At 71.9% G+C, this 15,580-nt stretch carries 12 protein-coding genes; 5 read left to right on the top strand and 7 right to left on the bottom strand.

Annotated features, from left to right (window positions below; genetic code table 11):
• Nucleotides 1-87: 87 nt before the first annotated feature.
• Genes BDW27_RS26380 through BDW27_RS26390 form a run of 3 tightly spaced genes read right to left on the bottom strand, consistent with a single transcriptional unit; the run spans nt 88 to nt 3,852 of the window.
• Nucleotides 88-1,449, bottom strand: coding sequence for a GntP family permease (locus tag BDW27_RS26380; RefSeq protein ID WP_110052400.1), 1,362 nt, complete (start codon nt 1,447-1,449; stop codon nt 88-90).
• Nucleotides 1,446-2,696, bottom strand: coding sequence for a glycerate kinase (locus tag BDW27_RS26385; protein WP_110052401.1), 1,251 nt, complete (start codon nt 2,694-2,696; stop codon nt 1,446-1,448). Before BDW27_RS26385 ends, BDW27_RS26380 begins: the two co-directional genes overlap by 4 nt.
• Before the next feature lie 52 nt (nt 2,697-2,748).
• Nucleotides 2,749-3,852 carry a sugar diacid recognition domain-containing protein gene (locus BDW27_RS26390; RefSeq protein WP_110052403.1) on the bottom strand — a complete coding sequence of 368 codons (1,104 nt, stop codon included), beginning with the start codon at nt 3,850-3,852 and terminating at the stop codon, nt 2,749-2,751.
• Between the two features lie 185 nt (nt 3,853-4,037).
• On the opposite strand from BDW27_RS26390, the gene BDW27_RS26395 reads away from it, so the two are divergent.
• The 3 genes from BDW27_RS26395 to BDW27_RS26405 all read left to right on the top strand — a co-directional run bounded on the left by BDW27_RS26395 (nt 4,038) and on the right by BDW27_RS26405 (nt 7,002).
• Nucleotides 4,038-4,823, top strand: a complete 786-nt coding sequence (locus BDW27_RS26395; protein WP_110052405.1) for a hypothetical protein — start codon at nt 4,038-4,040, stop codon at nt 4,821-4,823.
• A gap of 78 nt (nt 4,824-4,901) precedes the next feature.
• Nucleotides 4,902-6,104: a helix-turn-helix domain-containing protein gene (locus tag BDW27_RS26400; RefSeq protein WP_110052406.1), complete on the top strand. Its 1,203-nt coding sequence runs from the start codon at nt 4,902-4,904 to the stop codon at nt 6,102-6,104.
• 193 nt (nt 6,105-6,297) lie between these two features.
• A complete protein-coding gene (locus BDW27_RS26405; RefSeq protein ID WP_110052408.1) occupies nt 6,298-7,002 on the top strand; it encodes a DUF3159 domain-containing protein in 705 nt (234 codons plus the stop codon).
• Between the two features lie 16 nt (nt 7,003-7,018).
• Here the strand turns inward: BDW27_RS26405 and dnaE are convergent, their stop codons facing one another.
• Nucleotides 7,019-10,156: a DNA polymerase III subunit alpha gene (gene dnaE, locus BDW27_RS26410; protein ID WP_110052410.1), complete on the bottom strand. Its 3,138-nt coding sequence runs from the start codon at nt 10,154-10,156 to the stop codon at nt 7,019-7,021.
• A gap of 181 nt (nt 10,157-10,337) precedes the next feature.
• Here dnaE and BDW27_RS26415 point away from each other — a divergent pair, with 181 nt between their 5' ends.
• A complete protein-coding gene (locus BDW27_RS26415; RefSeq protein WP_110052411.1) occupies nt 10,338-10,718 on the top strand; it encodes a VOC family protein in 381 nt (126 codons plus the stop codon).
• Nucleotides 10,719-10,798: 80 nt separating this feature from the next.
• On the opposite strand, the gene BDW27_RS26420 is transcribed toward BDW27_RS26415, so the two are convergent.
• Nucleotides 10,799-11,002: a CsbD family protein gene (locus BDW27_RS26420; RefSeq protein ID WP_017542732.1), complete on the bottom strand. Its 204-nt coding sequence runs from the start codon at nt 11,000-11,002 to the stop codon at nt 10,799-10,801.
• A gap of 213 nt (nt 11,003-11,215) precedes the next feature.
• On the opposite strand from BDW27_RS26420, the gene BDW27_RS26425 reads away from it, so the two are divergent.
• On the top strand, nt 11,216-12,325 hold the full coding sequence (locus BDW27_RS26425; protein ID WP_110052413.1) for a Vms1/Ankzf1 family peptidyl-tRNA hydrolase: 1,110 nt from the start codon (nt 11,216-11,218) through the stop codon (nt 12,323-12,325).
• Between the two features lie 55 nt (nt 12,326-12,380).
• On the opposite strand, the gene BDW27_RS26430 is transcribed toward BDW27_RS26425, so the two are convergent.
• On the bottom strand, nt 12,381-14,288 hold the full coding sequence (locus tag BDW27_RS26430) for a S9 family peptidase (RefSeq protein WP_110052414.1): 1,908 nt from the start codon (nt 14,286-14,288) through the stop codon (nt 12,381-12,383).
• Nucleotides 14,289-14,384: 96 nt separating this feature from the next.
• Nucleotides 14,385-15,101, bottom strand: coding sequence for a MerR family transcriptional regulator (locus BDW27_RS26435; RefSeq protein ID WP_017542735.1), 717 nt, complete (start codon nt 15,099-15,101; stop codon nt 14,385-14,387).
• Nucleotides 15,102-15,580 lie beyond the last annotated feature (479 nt).

The raw sequence follows: 15,580 nt of genomic DNA on the forward strand, positions 1-15,580 counted from the left end.
CGAGGGCCCGGGTGGACGGTGTCTCCCGTCCTCCCGGGCCCCTCGCGGTCTGACCGCCTGCACCCGGTCAGCTCCGCCCGTGGCGGCCTACAGCAGGAACAGGCTGATCAACCAGATGGTGACGAAGGCGGCGACACCCTCGATGGCGGTGGCCAGGGTGAGCGTCCGGTACGCGGTCGCGACCGGGATGCGGCTCAGCTGCGAGACGACCCAGAAGTAGGAGTCGTTGGCGTGCGAGACGACCATCGCGCCGGCACCGATCGCCAGCACCGCGAGGACCATGCCCTCCGTCGAGTCCAGGCCCAGCGAACCGAGCATGGGGGCGAGCATCGCGGACGTGCTCACGATCGCCACCGTCGAGGAACCCTGCGCGGTCTTGAGCGCCGCCGCGATCAGGAACGGCACCGCGAGGCCGAGGCCCAGGTTGCTCAGGTTCTCCGAGAGGAACTCGGTCAGCGGGGAGGCGGCCAGCACGCCACCGAAGGCGGCACCCGCACCCGTGATGAGCAGGATCGGACCGGCGAGGCGGACCGAGTCGTGGATCTGCTCGTTGAACCGGGCGAGTTTGCCGTGGCCGCGCAGCAGCAGCACGGAGGACAGCAGGCCGAGGGCGAGCGCGATCACCGGCGTGCCGATGAAAGCGAAGACCTCGAACAGCGTGCCGTCGCCGATGGGCTGGGACGGCAGCTTCACGACCGAGCCGACGCAGATGAGCACCAGCGGGAGCAGGATCGGGAAGAAGGCCAGGAAGCCGTTGGGCAGGCGGCCGTAGCTCGCGCGCAGCTCCTCGTAGGACTGCCCGGAGATGTCGGTCTCGGTCTCGGCGGGCAGCGGCGTGAACTGCTTGCGGGAGTGCAGGCTCGCGAAGATCAGACCGGCGATGGCGGCCACCGCGGCGACCGGCAGACCGATGGCGATGATCATGCCGAGGTGGCTGGTGACACCGATGTTCTCGGCGGCGGCCAGCGGACCCGGGGTCGGCGGGACCAGGGTGTGCGTGGCGTACAGACCGGTCATCAGCGCGATCGAGGTGGCCAGGGCGGACACCCCGGTACGCACGGTGATCGCCTTGCGCAGCGAGTTCAGGATGACGTACCCGGAGTCACAGAACACCGGGATGGAGACGATGTAGCCGATGAGGGACATCGTCAGGTTCGGGAACCGGGTGCCGAGGATCTTGATCAGTCCCTCGGCCATCGCGATCGCGGCGCCGGAGCGCTCCAGGATCACGCCGATCATCGTGCCGAAGAGGATGACCAGGCCGATGTTGCCGAGGGTGCCACCGAACGACTCGGTGATGGTCGGGACGATCTCGGCCAGCGGCAGCTGGTACATGAAGGCGCCCAGGACGGCGGCGCCCATGAGTGCGAGGAAGGGGCTGATCTTCCACCGGGCGGTGGCGAGCACGATGCCCACCACGAGCACGAGGAGGATGGCGAGGTTAATCACGGAAGTCGTTCCTTAGGGCTGGCCGGCGCCGGGTCAGTCCGGCCTGGATGGTGAGGGAGGATCCGACAGCAGTTGAACGCTGTCCAGGTGATGGCGGAGACGGCCTCGTCCCGCAACTCGTCCAGGGTCCGGGGGCCCTGTGCGATGGAGAACGCCGCCGTGATCCCGGAGCGGCGGAGCTCGTCGGGGCCGACGGACACACTTCCGGCGATCACCACGACGGGCACGTTTTCGGGGGTGAGACGGCGGACCGCGTCGACGACCTTCCCACCCAGGGACTGGCTGTCGAAGCGGCCCTCGCCGGTGAGCACGAGGTCGGCGCGGGAGAGCAGCTCCTCGGCGCCCAGGACCTCGGCGACCATTCGTGAACCGGGCAGGACCTCGGCCCCGAGCAGGGCCGTGAGCGTGACGGGCATGCCGCCCGCCGCGCCCATGCCGGGCACGTCGCGCAGGTCGGCGCCGGTGCTCCTGGCGAGGACGTCGGCCAGCCGGTCCAGGCCCGCGTCGAGGACGCGCACGTCCTCGGGGCCGGCGCCCTTCTGCGGGCCGAAGACGGCGGCGGCGCCCCGGGGACCGACCAGCGGGTTGGTGACGTCGCACGCCACCCGCCAGCGGACGGAACGGGCGCGCGGGTCCAGGCGGTCCAGGTCGAGGGAGGCGAGGTCGCCGAGGCGGCCGCCCCCGTCGGGGAGTTCGGAGCCGTCCTCGGCGAGGAAGCGCACGCCGAGCGCGCTGAGCATGCCGGTGCCGCCGTCAGTGGAGGCCGAACCGCCGATGCACAGCAGGATCTCCCCCACGCCCCGGTCCAGGAGCTCGGTGACCAGGCGTCCGACCCCGCGGCTGCTGGCGGTGCGCGCCTGGAGGGGGACGTCGGCGACGCCGGGCAGGCCGTTGGCCTCGGCGGCCTCGATCACACCGGTGGCGCCGTCCGGGGAGATGCCGAAGCGGGCCCGGGTGGGGCGGCCGAGGGCGTCGGTGGTGTCCACCGTGAGGGGTTCCGTGCCCCAGGCACCGAGCAGGGCGTCGAGGGTACCCTCGCCGCCGTCGGCGAAGGGCAGGGTGTCGACGGACACGGGCAGGCCGCGGTCGGCGTAGGCGTCGCGGGCCCCGTGGGCCATGGCCTCGGCGACCTCGACGGCGGAGGCGCTCCCCTTGAAGGAATCGGGGATCACCACGACCCGGACGGTGGGGGGCGCGTCAACGCTCTCGTCATGCGCATGCAACTCGGTGGACATGAGCGAGATCATAGAATTCGGTTCGGTGCATTACGACGGTGTAGCGCCCAGTCTTCCTGCGGCTTTATCCCGGAACTATGGGCGAAACGCCCAGTGCCGCCTCCGCGTACAGGCACATGTGCACTGTGGTGAGGTCCTCCGGCCTCCGGACGTCGAGGCCGGTCGCCTCCCGGACCCGGTCCACGCGCTGGAGCAGTGTGTTCCGGTGCACGAAGACGGAGTCGGCGGCCTCGCGCATGGACACGGACGAGGCCATCGCGGCGACGGTCCGGCGCTGCGCCGCGCTGAGGGGCGCGGTCCGGGCGGTCATGCGGGTGAGGGTCCGCCGGGACAGGTGGGCCACGGACACGGCGATTTCCCGCGACCACGGGCCGGGGCGTTCGATGCTGGGGATCAGTCCCGCGTACCGGCACAGCGCGCGCGACTCCTCGGCGTGTGCCATCAGCGTGTCCACGTCGTCGGTGGGCGGTGTGCGCGTGTGGCGGCTGTCCGTGGGCAGCTCCAGGGAGTCGGCGGCCGGGAGGCGGCCGGTGCCGATGATCCAGAGCGCCCCGTGCAGGACGGCCGCCCGGCGTCCGCTGTTGGCGTTCACCTTGGCGGCGGCGGCCTCCGCCAGCTGCGGGGGAGCGACCCCGCCACCCGGCCGCGGCGAGGCGGACGCCCACAGGGCCAGCGACCACGGCGCCGGGAGCCCGGAGGCGGTCAGCCGCGCCCGGGCGTCGTCCGAGCGCGTCGTGCCCGAGCTCAGCGCCGCCACGAGGTCGCGGCCCTCGGTGTGCCGCCTGCTCACCGCGTCCTGCTCGTACTCCTGGGCGATGAGCAGCTGGACGGTGAGCGCGACCACCCGGGCCAGGTCCTCGACCTCCCGGGGGTTGCCGGTGACCCCGACGACCCCGCGCAGTTCGCCGTCGATCACCAGCGGTTCGTTGGCGCCGGGGCGGTCGGAGGTCCCCGGCTCGGGGACCGTCACCAGCACGCTGCGCCGCTCGGCGATGACCCGCTGGGCCCCGTGGTGGAGGCTGCCGACCCGTGAGGGGTCCATGCACGCGATGATCGTGCCGTGCTCGTCCATCACGTTGATGTTGTGGCTGATGGTCGGTGCGATGAGGTCGACCACCCGCTGCGCGAGTTCGCTGCTCAGCGGCGCCCGCCGACGGTCTTCGGTCATGCCTGCCACCCTAACGGCGCGGGTCCCGAACGGCCCCGTACGCGACCCCTTCCACTGGTTGGTCCGCTCTCGCTACGATGGCGCGCGAAGCCCCGCCCTCAGGGGGTTTCCGACGACATGCGGGGAACCGGACCGGCCCCACCGCGTGCGGGACGTCCCCCCGGCCGGGAGAGAGCAGGTGTCCCGTGCCCGCAGAACCCCTGTCCCCGCGACTGTCCCGCTGGGTGCGCTGGGGCGCGTCCGCGCTGGGAATCGTCGGGTTCGTGGCGGGCGCCGTCGCGGTGTTCGTCAGCGACAACGGGCTGGGGACGGTGGCCCTGCTGGTCGTCGGCGCGGTGCTCATGCTCTTCCCCTTCTTCGAACACCGGATCCAGGGGGTGGAGGTGGGCGGGACGAAGCTGTTGCTCCGGGCCGAGGAGCACCAGCGCAGGGCCGACGCCGCCGAACGCCGCGGGGACATGGTGACGGCCTCCCAGGAGCGCGCGCGGTCCCGGGAACTGCTGGCGCCGCTGGCGGAGGAGTACCGGTGGACGCGCAGGCTGATGGAGCCGGGCGCGGAGCGGGCACGCCACCTGGAGGACTTCATGCGGCGCGCGCGGCGGGCGACGTCGGAACGCTCCCTCAGGATGGAGGAGGTGCGCGAGTGGCTGCGGTCGGAGAACGCCGAGACCCGGGTGGTCGGTCTGGCCGCCATGCGGGAGCGCGCCGAAGTCCGTGACCTCCCCGCCCTGAGGGAGGCCTTCGACGGCGCGTCGAGCGCGTTCGAGCAGAACCACAGCATGGGCGTCATGACCGAGATGGCTCCCGACCTCACCCCGGAGGAGCGCGAGGAGGTCAGGCGGCTGGTGCTGTGGCACCGGGCCGAGACCTTCGGCCCCTCGTCCCAGCGGTGGGCGGTGTCCGAGCGGCTCCTCGCCGCCCTCACCGACTCCGACGACACCGCCGACACCGCCGTTGTCAGGGGGAGCTGACCGGCCGAGAAGGGGCCTCCTCGGACCTGATTCGCGAAGTCGTGCGGGGTTCCCGGTGAGAGTGGGCATGATGCCGACATGGATCGAGTCCTGCCCCCGACATGGCGTCCCTCCAGCGAAGCCGAACTAGAGGCGGCCCTGAACGAGGGCGCGTTCACCGAGACCCCCAAACGCGAGGCCAAACAGCAGCTGCGCGGTTCCAAGGACCAGGCCAAGGACATGGCGTCCTTCGCGATCGACGGCGGGCTGATCGTGGTCGGCGTGCGGGAGGTCAAGGCCGAGGGACGGTTCGAGCTGGCCCCGGTCGAGTGGGTCGACCAGATCCTGGAGACCCCGGCCCGGATCGCCGCCTCCTCCTGCGACCCGCCGCTCCAGGTGTCGGTGGAGTGGCTGGAGAGCGAGCTGCCCGGCCACGGGTACCTGCTCATCGAGGTCCCCGCCTCCCCGCTCGCCCCGCACATGGCGGGCGGCGCGTACTACGGGCGCGGCGACCGGGAGAAGCGACGCCTGCCCGACACCGAGGTGGAACGGCTCATCCGGGCCAGGGACACCTCGCTGGACGTGGTGCGCACCGCGCTGCGCGAACAGGTGGAGAAGGACCCGTTCCCGGAGGGCGCGTTGGCGCACCTGCACGTGGTCGCGCTGCCCTCACGGCGCATCCCCGGCATGTTCAAGGCCTGGACCGCCGCCGAGGACGCCCGGCCGCTGCTGTTCGACCTGGTGCGCGACGGGGTCTCGTCGCGGACCCGGGAGCGGGCCGGTACGGCCGCGCGGGTGTCACCGGTCTTCGGGGAGCTCGTCTCGGGCTTTCGCACCGCGGGCGGCGTGGGGATCGCGAGCCAGCTGTCCACGTCGTCGGTGGTGGTGCTGGAGGAACGGGATCTGCGCTTCGTCGTCCGTGAACGCGGCGAGGTGTCCCTGTACTGCGGGCGGGCGGCGGACCGGCTGGAGGGCCGGTACCTGTTCTTCGACGGCACCCTGGCCTTCCGGGTCCGGGCCTTCCTGGACCTGGTCGCGAGCCTGTCCGAGGACGCCGGATACGGGGGCAGCTGGGACGTGGGAGTGGCGGTCACCAACACCCACGGGGTGTCCTCGTGGAACGGGGAGCGCGGTTCCTCACCGGGCTCGGAGTACGACGCCGAGCGCTACGAGCAGGTCACCCGGGTGCCGCAGTTGGAACTGGAGAAGCCAGGCAGCGCCACCGACCGGCTGGTCGGGGAGCTGCTCCGCTCCCTGGGCAACGCCTCGGCACACACGGACCTCCTCACCGACCCGGAGTGAGCCCGGGGCGGGCCGGGGCCGCGCCGTGTCACCTCCCACCCATGACATTCGTGGCGTCAACTCATGACACTCCGTCACTGTTGGTCATCCGGAAAACGGTGAATCCTGAGTGTGGACGAGCTGGTCGGGACCGAACCCCCGGGGCCCACGCCCCCCGGTAACCGGCCTTCCGGACACCAACGAGAGGAACCACATGGCACCGCTCGCCACCGACCCCACCGTCGAGACCACCTCCGGCACCGCCGGGGCGAACACCCCCACCGAACCGCCCGTCGACATCAAGCAGGAGATGCTGAACGGGATCGGCGGCCCGATCGGGATGCTGTACTCCGTCCTGCCGGTCGTGGTCTTCGCGCTGGCTGTCCCCTTCGTCTCCCTGACGGTCGCGATCGGGGGCGCGGTCGCCGTCGCCGTGGCGCTGGCCGTGTTCCGGATGTGGCGCGGCGAGAAGCTGATGGCCGCGCTGGGCGGGGTCTTCGGTGTCGCCGCGGCCGGTGGTGTGGCCGCCGCGACCGGATCGGCCAACGACTTCTTCCTGATCGGCATCTGGGCCTCCCTGGTCGGGGCGGTCGTCCTGTTCGTCTCGCTGGTCCTCCGCCGACCGCTGACCGGGGTCATCTGGAACGCCGTCCACGGGGGCGCCAACGCCTGGCGCGAGGACCGGCCCACGCTGCTCGTGCACGACCTCGCCACCCTCGGGCTGACGCTCATGTTCGCCGGCCGGTTCGCCGTGCGGCAGTGGCTCTACGTCGCCGACTCCACGACCGGGCTCGCGATCGCCGACACGGTGACGGGCTTCCCGCTGACGGCGCTGGCCGCCGTCGTGGTCGTGTGGGCGTTCCGCCGCTCCACCCGGCGGATGCGCCCCGCCACCGACGACGCCGGGGCACGGGCCTGACCGGACGCGCCCGCGGTCAGAGTTCCGAGAGGGGCAGGGCGCGGGTGGCGGTGATGGTGGGCAGCGCCCCCGGCGCGGCCCGCCGGACCTGTCCGTGTACGGCGAGCAGCTCCGACCCGAACACCGCGCTGGCGGAGCGCCGCTGGGCCTCGGAGAACAGGACCACCTCGATGACCCCGCTGCGGTCCTCGATGCTGGTGAAGACCACGCGCCTGCCCGAGCGGGTGGGCGGGGTCTGGGTGCAGATCCGCACCCCCGCCACCAGGACCCGCGCGCCGTCCGGGAAGCGGTGCAGGTCCTGGGCCAGGACCAGGTTCCTGGTGGAGGCCAGCCTGGCGAAGTGCTCCGCGTACTCGTCCAGCCGGTGCCCGGAGAGCTCGTAGCCGAGGGACCGCACCTCCTCGGCGACGCGTTCGGCGTGGGACATCGGGGCGGCCACCCCGGCGGGCACCGTCTCGGGCGTCTCGTCCAGGGAGAGCTGTCCGGGGGAGTCCGCGCGCCGGTGGTGCGCCTGGGTCAGGGAGTGCGCGTGCACGAGGACGTCGCGCCGGTCCGGGGCCCCGGGGGCTCCGGTGACACCGGCGAGGGCGTCCAGCCCCCCGGCCAGGACGAGGTTGTCCAACGCCTCGCGGGACAGCGGCCCCCGCGCGAGCAGGTCCCGCAGCCCGGTGAAGGGACGCCGGGCCAGCAGGCGGTCGAGTTCGGCCTCGGTGAGGGCACCCAGGTCGGCCAGGGCCGGACGCAGGCCCCAGCGCCCCTCCCCGTCCCGCTCCACGCCCCAGTGCCGCTGGGAGGCGTTCAGGTCCAGGCCGAGCACCCGCACCCCCATGCGGCGGGCGTCGTTGAGGAGCACCCGGCGCGGGTACATGCCGGGGTCGTGGGTCATCACCCCGGCGAAGAACGCGGCGGGGAAGTGCCGTTTGAGCCACGCGCTCTGGTACGTGGGCAGGGCGAACGCGGCCGCGTGGGCCTTGCAGAAACCGAAGTTGCCGAACGCGGCCACCAGCCGCCAGGTCTCCTCGACGGTCCGGGCGTCGTGCCCGCGCTCGGACATGAGGGAACGCACCTGCGTCTCCACCTCACGGCGCCCCTCCTCGGTGCCCAGGGCGCGCCGCATGGCCTCGGCGCGGTCCAGCCCGCACCCGGTCATGGTGTCGATGGCGTGCAGGAGCTGTTCGTGGAAGAGCAGGGCCCCACCGGTCTCGGCCAGCACCGGTGCGAGGTCGGGGTGGGGCAGCCGGGGCGTCTCGACACCCTCCCTGGCCCCGAGGTAGGCCGAGACCATGTCGGTGCCCATGGGTCCGGGCCGGAACAGGGAGATGTCGGCGATCAGGTCGGGGACCCCGTCCGGGCGCAGCCGGGACACCAGCTCCCTCTGCCCCGGGGACTCGATCTGGAAGCAGCCCAGGGTGTTCGAGGCCGCGACCATGTGCGCGGTGGCGGGGTCGCCGTCCGGCAGGGCCTCCAGGTCCGGTGGCCGTCCCGACGTGCGGTCGATCTCGTCCAGGGTGTGCGCCAGAGCCGACTGCATCCGCACCCCGAGGACGTCGAGTTTGAGCAGCCCGAGGTGTTCCACGTCCTCCTTGTCCGCCTGGACCATCGGGTACCCGGCGCCGGAGGGCTGGGTGGGGACCCGGTCGCCCATGGCGTGGTCCGAGAGCACCAGCCCGCACGGGTGCATCGCCACGTGCCGGGGCAGGCCCGACAGCCGCTCCGCGAGCGAGAAGAGCCTGCGCACGTGTTCGCTGTCCAGGCCGTCCAGGTTCCGCAGCTCCGGGAGTTCGCGCGCGGTCTCGCTGATGCGGGAGGCCCGTACCCGGGGGAAGACCGAGGCGATGCGGTCCACCTCCACCGAGGGCAGCGACAGCGCCGCACCGGCGTCCCGCAGGGCGCTGCGGGCACGGTAGGTCTCCATCATGGCCACCGTCGCGCTGGCCCCGGGGTGGGAGGCGATGACCGCGTCGTAGGCCTCCAACCGCCGGTCGGACTCCACGTCCAGATCGATGTCGGGCAGGCCGGGGCGGCTCGGGGTGCAGAACCGTTCGAACAGCAGACCGTGCTCCAGGGGGTTGATCGCGGAGATGCCCAGCAGGTGCACGACGAGGCTGCCCACGGCCGAACCCCGGGCGGAGCAGCGGATCCGCTTGTCCCTGATGGCCTGGGCGGCGTCGGCCACGGTCAGGAAGTAGCTCTCCAGCCCCAGGCGGGCGATGACCTCCAGTTCGTACCGGACCCGTTCGTCCACGAGGCGGTCCCCCTCCAACCCCAGCAGGGCGGCGCCCCCGGTGACACGGCCGCGCAGGTCGGCGGTGGCCTCGGGGCGGTCGGGCAGGTGCAGGCGGCCCCATCCCAGGTCGGCGACGGGGTCCAGCGCGCAGGAACTGCCCAGGGCGAGGGTGTGCGAGATCAGGCGCCGGGCGCGCGTGCGGTCACCGCCGCACACACCCACGGCGACCTGGAACATCTCCTCGCCGGTGGCCAGGTGGGCGCGCTCGGTGCGCGGCGCGGGGCGGTAGCCGCCGGGGGCGTGCTGGCGGATGCGGTCCAGGGCGAGGGCCACCCCCGCGGCGTCGGGGGAGGGGTAGCGCACGGCGTTGGTCAGCACCGCCAGGAGGTGTTCCTCGTCGGCCAGGCGCACCATGTCCCGTGCGGTGCGGCGCTGACCGGAGGCGCCGTGGTCGTGCGGGGCCAGGGCGATCTCCACACCGACCCTCCGCCAGGCGGTCAGCAGGGCACGGGCGTGCAGGGGCCGGTCCTGGGCCACGGCGCGGCCCACGTCGGAGTCGGGTCCCAACAGGAGCACCAGGCCCTCGTGGTGGGCGGCCAGTTGCTCGGGGAGCACCGCCACGGGCGCGGGGGCGCGGTGGACGGCGGTGACCAGACGGCACAGGCTCGCCCAGCCCCGCGCTCCCCGGGCCAGCAGCACGACCCGGCCGCCCTCGGGGGAGGCGAGGGCGAGGTCGACACCCAGGGCGGGGCGCACTCCGGCCTGTTCGCAGGTCCTGATGTGCTCGGCGACACCGAAGAGCCCGTCCCGGTCGGTGAGGGCCACCACCGGTTGGCCGTCGAGCGCGGCACGTTCGACCAGCGCGGCGGGAGGGGCGGTGCCGTGCCGGAAGGAGAACGACGAGGCGGCGCGCAGGTGCGTGAACACCGGTCCTCCCCTCTCTGCGTGTGCTCACAGTCAGAGGGGAAGGCACTGCGATCGAATGCGTGTTCGATAACTGTAGCCTGAACTGGACCAACGACAAGTCAAGAGACTCCTGGGGCGGGGGGTGGCAGGATGTCCGCGAGGGCGGAACCGCCCCGCACCACGTGACCGGGAGGTCCTGAACATGGCCAGCAAGTTCACCGAGCTCGCGTTCGACTGCGCCGATCCGCACGCGCTCGCCCGGTTCTGGTGCGCGGTCCTCGACTACGAGGTGAAGGCCGAGGAGCAGGAGGAGGGGTTCGTCGCGATCGGTCCCCCCGGTGACGCGGGGGCGGGACCGGTGCCCCCGATGCTGACGTTCGCGCTCGTGCCCGAGGGCAAGACCGTCAAGGACAGGGTGCACGTCGACGTCAACCCCACCGACAGGGAGCAGGGCGAGGAGGTCCGGCGGCTGCTCGACCTGGGTGCCCGGCACGTGGACGTGGGCCAGGGAGACCAGAGCTGGGTCGTGCTCGCCGACCCGGAGGGGAACGAGTTCTGCGTCCTCTCGACCCGCCGCCCCTGAGACACGCGTCGGCCCTTCCCTCGCGGGAAGGGCCGGATGAATACGTGAGGAGTGTTCTGCCGTTTCAGGCGGTCGGGTCCTCAGCGCCCTTTGGAGCGCAGACTCCTGAGGGTGCCGCGGACGGATTCCTTCCACCCCTCAGTGCGGGTGAGGGCACGTCCCTTGAACATTTCGAAGCGGCCCCGGTTGCGCAGCCGGTTGTTGCCGGTCGCCCTTCCGGCCAGCTCCTTGACCTTGCCCGTCGCGTGGGTCGCCCTGCCCCTGAGTTTCTCTGACTGGCCCATGAAGCCCTCCTCCTTGTGGGGATCGGTGGCGTCGCTGCCGGTCTCTCACTTGATTACTGCCACTTTTCGCCGCCCTTATTCATGATTGGCGAAAACAATCTCGGGTGGCATGGCGCACATCCGGCTCCGGGACGCCGGATGATTGCACCCGATCTGTCTGGGAAGGGCTCAGAAAACAGACGGCAAATCCCCCGAGCGAGCGGAGGAAACAGTATGGACCTGACCTTTCTACAGCCCCTCTACGACCGCCCCTCGCCCATGGCGTCGTTGTTCATCAACACGTCCCGGGACACGGAGGACGCCGACCACGCGATCCGGGTGCGCTGGGGACAGGCGCGCACCGCGTTGCTGGAGAAGGGCGCTCCCGAGGAGACCGTCGCCGCGATGGACAGCGTGGTCGGACGCACGAGGGGGGTCCCCGGCGCCCACGGCCAAGTGGTGTACGCGGCCGGTGACGAGGTCGTCTTCGACTCCACGGTGGCCCGACCGCCACAGGACTTCCAGACGAGCGTCGGGGACCTGCCCGACCCGCTCCCGTACATGGTGGCCGAGCCCCGCAGGGTGCCCCACGTGCTGGTCGTCGCCGACAGCGTCGGCGCCGACCTGACCGTCGAGTACGCGGACGGAAGGACCGAGGTCACGCGGGTGGAGGGGGACGACAAGCCCGTGCACAAGGTCCGTGAGGGCGGCTACCACCACAACCAGATGCAGCGCGCGGTCGACGAGCAGGTGGGACAGAACGCCAACCTGGTGGCCGACACGGTCGCGGAGAGAGCGGCGGCCAGCGGCGCCGAGGTGATCGCGCTCGCCGGTGAGGTCCAGGTGCGCGGCGCCATCGCCGAGCGCTTCCCGGGGAAGCTGAGGGAACGGGTGGAGTACCTGGAGGCCGGCGCGCGTTCCGCCGGCGCGGAGAACTCGCCGCTTGAGGAGGAACTGGACGAGAAGCTGGACGCCAGGGCAGCCGAACACGTGCGTGAGGCGGTGGGCGCCTTCGGTCGCGGACGAGCGGACGGCACGGCCGTGGAGGGAATGGCGACGGTCCTGCACGCGCTCCAGCGCGGACAGGTGGAGACGCTGCTGTGGAACGACGAACTCCCCGGAGCCGACCGTGAACTCCACATCGGCGAGTCCGGCGAGCAGGTCGCCCTCACCGAACGGGAGCTGCGCGACATGGGTGTGAGCGGGTCGCGCGCCGAGCCCGCGAGGTCGGCCGTCCTCCGGGCCGTGGTCACGACGGGGGCCGGGCTGGAGCTGGTTCCGACGGACGCCGCGGAGCTGGACGAGGGCATCGGCGCCGTGCTGCGCTTCGCCGCCCAGAGCTGACCCCGCGAACCGGAGGACGGCCCGGGGCGAACCGCCCCGGGCCGTCGGCTTCGCCCTACGCGGTCGAGGACCGTCCGCCCAGGTGACGGGCCAGGAAGCGCTCGAGCACGCCGTACAGCTCGACGTTGCTGTCCGTGTTGACGAACCAGTGGCCCTCGGTCTCGTTCAGCAGGTACTCGACCTCGGCGCCCCGGGAACGGAGCGCGTCGACGATGCGGTCGGAGTGGCGGCGGTCGACACGGACGTCGTTGGCGCCGTGGACCAACAGCACGGGCGCCGTGATGTCGTCGACCCTGCTGATGGGCGAGCGGGCGAGCATCTCGGCCTCTTGGCGGGGGTCGTCCGGATCGCCGATGTAGCGCAGGTAGCTGTTCTCGACGCCACGGCGGGCGAACGGGACGACCGACCGGACCAGGTCGACCAGATCCGACATCCCGGTGTAGCTGACCGCGGCGGCGAACCGGTCGGGCGTGAACGCGGCTCCGACGAGCGCCGAGTAGCCGCCATAGGAGCAGCCATAGACGGCGACCCGGTCCGGGTCGGCGTGGCCCTGTCCGACCACCCAGTCGAGCGCGTCGATCAGGTCGTCGTGCATGCGTCCGGCGAACTGCCCGATCGCGGCCTGGGTGTGGGCCTTGCCGTAACCGGTGGAGCCGCGGAAGTCGACCTGTAGCACCGCGTAGCCGCGGTTGGCCAGGAACTGGACCTCGGGGTCATAGCCCCAGCTGTCCCGGTACCACGGGCCGCCGTGCACCAACAGCACGGTGGGCAGGCCGCGCGGCTCGACCCCGGTCGGCAGGGTGAGGTGGCAGGGCAGCGACAGGCCGTCGCGGGCCGACAGCGTGATCGGGGTGACCGGGGCGAGCTGGTCCGGGTCGAGGTGCGGGAACGGTCGGAAGAGGCGCCGCGCCCGCCCTGTTCCGTGGTCGTAGAACCAGGTGACGCCGGGGTCGCGGTCGTGGGTGAAGTCCGCCACCCAGCGCTGGGCCGTGGTGTCGCAGGACACGTGGGCGAGGTCGCCGTCGGACAGCTCCTCAAGTCGGGGCAGCACCCCGGCGAAGTGCGGGTCGAGCGCGTGGATCTCCTGACGGGCGCCGAGGTAGCGCGCGCCGAGGAGACCCCCGGTGCCCGGGTGCAGGATGAGCGAGGACGGGAAGCGCGGGTCGGCCTCGGGACGCGGGGTGTCCAGGTCGAACACGGGGTGGCTGTCCACCCCGGTCTCCTCGCCTGTGTCCAGGTCGACCCGGACCAGGCGGGTGCGGTCCGATCCGCGCGCGGAACCGGTCCACAGTCCTTCGCCGTCGGGGGTGAGCGCGGCGGGCAGGAGCCCGAAGGGGGCGTCGGTGCCGGAGAACCGCGCGATCGGGAGCCGGTCAGCCCCGGCCCACTCCGAGAGCACGTGGTCGCCCCCCTCCTCCAAGGTGAAGGCGAGCAACCGGTTCGGGGCGCGCAGCCAGTTCAGGACGTCGCCGGGGTTCTCCGCGACTCCGGTCAGCCCGCCGGTCGCCAGGTCGAGTTCGAAGAGGTCGACCAGGTCGGAACGGCGCATGTTGAGCTGGACGTAGGCCGTACCGGGGCGCCCGGGCGGGAGTTGCGTGCCGATCAGCCGTACGCCCTCATAGGGAGTCAGGTCGACCGGGGCCTCCTCTGGCCGGGTCATGTCTGCGCGGTGCAGGTGCCAGTTCTCGTCGCCGTCGTTGTCCTGCTGGAACAACAGGTAGCGGCCGTCGACGCTCCAGAAGAAGCTCTCGACGTTGCGCCGGGTGTCCGAGGTGACGCGCCGGACCCCCGGAGCGTCGGGGTCGTCCCAGTCCGAGTCCAGGTCACGGACGAACACGTTGAGCCGCTCCCGCCACGGGGCGAGGTAGGCGACCCTCGTGCCCTCCGGCGACAGTAGGGCGCGACTCCGGGTCGGGGGGCCGAAGAACTCCTCGACGGCGAGCGGTCTCGATGATGCGGTCATGGCGAATCCCTACGGTCGGTGGGTGCGGGCACCACCCAGTCCAGACCCCGACGTCGCGTCCGACTCAAGGCCGAACCAGGGTGACGTGGGACACGCTCAGGGGTCGTCCTGCTCCAGCCGCCGCTGGAGCTGACGCAGCACGCGCTGCTGCGAGGGATGGAGGTTCCGCGCGTTCAGCTGGTCCAACAGCGCCGAGCCCCGCGCGTCGATCGGGGGCAGTCCGGTCAGACCGGCCACGACCGGTCTGACGTGCGCGAGGAGTTCGTTGACCAGGGACGAGACCTCGTCGTCCGGGGCATCGGGGTCGAGGGAGTAGAAGCGCGCCGTGACGTTCGCGGGCACGGACGGGCCGCCGAACAGGGCGCCGAACGCCGCCGGGCCGAGCAGGTGTGCGGCCAGGACCAGTTGTTCGTGTTCGTGCCGGGCCATGTTCGCCGGCGTCCCCGCCTCAGGGGAGGGGAGCCACGCCGAGAGTTCCGGGGGCAGGTCCGGCGGGGTGCCGCTGCGTCGGAGCGCCGCGATGTCGGCCCGGCGTCGGGTGAGCCGTTCGATGTCCTCCGCGGCCTGGTGGTCGAGCTCGTCCAAGAGGTCCTCCGCGGCCTCCGGATCGTCCAGCACCGAGGGCAGTACGGACAGCTGAACACCCAGCGACGTCATTCTCGTGATGCGCAGGAGCCGGACGAGGTGACCTACGTCGTAGCGCCGGTGGCCCCCGCTCGACCGCGGTGGCTCGGGCAGCAGCCCGATCTGGTGGTAGTGGCGCAGCGTGCGGACGGTGACGCCGGCCAGCGCGGCGAGCTCGCTACTCAGCAACGGGCAGCTCCTCCACCGGGTCCACGGACGCGAAAACCCCAGGCCCGAGCGGGTCGAACCCCGAACCCGCGGAGGGAAGGTCCACGGTTACCTCTTGGTCCAGTTGTGTGGTGATTCGTTCCGGCCGGCCTGGGTGCGGTCATGCTACCGGGCGCGGTCAGAACCCGCTCCGCCACTTCTGATGCACGGATTCCGGTTGTGGGTCGGTCTTCGCTACGGGAACTAGTCTTCCCCTTGGGCGGGCGAAAACTTGCAGTGGTCAGAGTAGACATGGCTGTCTGGTGGTGCTACGTTTTCTGTTGTAGCCACTGAGACACAAGGGCTGGACCACCGGATACGCCGGTGGAGGGAAGGACGGCCCGACCGGCGCGGGTTATTGGGCGTCGGGGGCCGGTAGGACCGCAGTAACGCAGTACCGTTTTTCGGCAGTACCGGGCTCCCGCTCGCACAGGGGAGGCCGCAGCAGGAGGAAGGACGCG

The sequence above is a fragment of the Nocardiopsis sp. L17-MgMaSL7 genome, from assembly GCF_003182025.1.
GTDB classification, from domain to species: Bacteria; Actinomycetota; Actinomycetes; order Streptosporangiales; family Streptosporangiaceae; genus Nocardiopsis; species Nocardiopsis prasina.

What these genes read in the sequence shown, in the direction of transcription:
- BDW27_RS26385 (WP_110052401.1), bottom strand. Translation starts at nt 2,696, where the DNA reads ATGATCTCGCTCATGTCCACCGAGTTGCATGCGCATGACGAGAGCGTT.
- BDW27_RS26390 (WP_110052403.1), bottom strand. Translation starts at nt 3,852, where the DNA reads ATGACCGAAGACCGTCGGCGGGCGCCGCTGAGCAGCGAACTCGCGCAG.
- BDW27_RS26400 (WP_110052406.1), top strand. Translation starts at nt 4,902, where the DNA reads ATGGATCGAGTCCTGCCCCCGACATGGCGTCCCTCCAGCGAAGCCGAA.
- BDW27_RS26405 (WP_110052408.1), top strand. Translation starts at nt 6,298, where the DNA reads ATGGCACCGCTCGCCACCGACCCCACCGTCGAGACCACCTCCGGCACC.
- BDW27_RS26415 (WP_110052411.1), top strand. Translation starts at nt 10,338, where the DNA reads ATGGCCAGCAAGTTCACCGAGCTCGCGTTCGACTGCGCCGATCCGCAC.
- BDW27_RS26420 (WP_017542732.1), bottom strand. Translation starts at nt 11,002, where the DNA reads ATGGGCCAGTCAGAGAAACTCAGGGGCAGGGCGACCCACGCGACGGGC.
- BDW27_RS26425 (WP_110052413.1), top strand. Translation starts at nt 11,216, where the DNA reads ATGGACCTGACCTTTCTACAGCCCCTCTACGACCGCCCCTCGCCCATG.
- BDW27_RS26430 (WP_110052414.1), bottom strand. Translation starts at nt 14,288, where the DNA reads ATGACCGCATCATCGAGACCGCTCGCCGTCGAGGAGTTCTTCGGCCCC.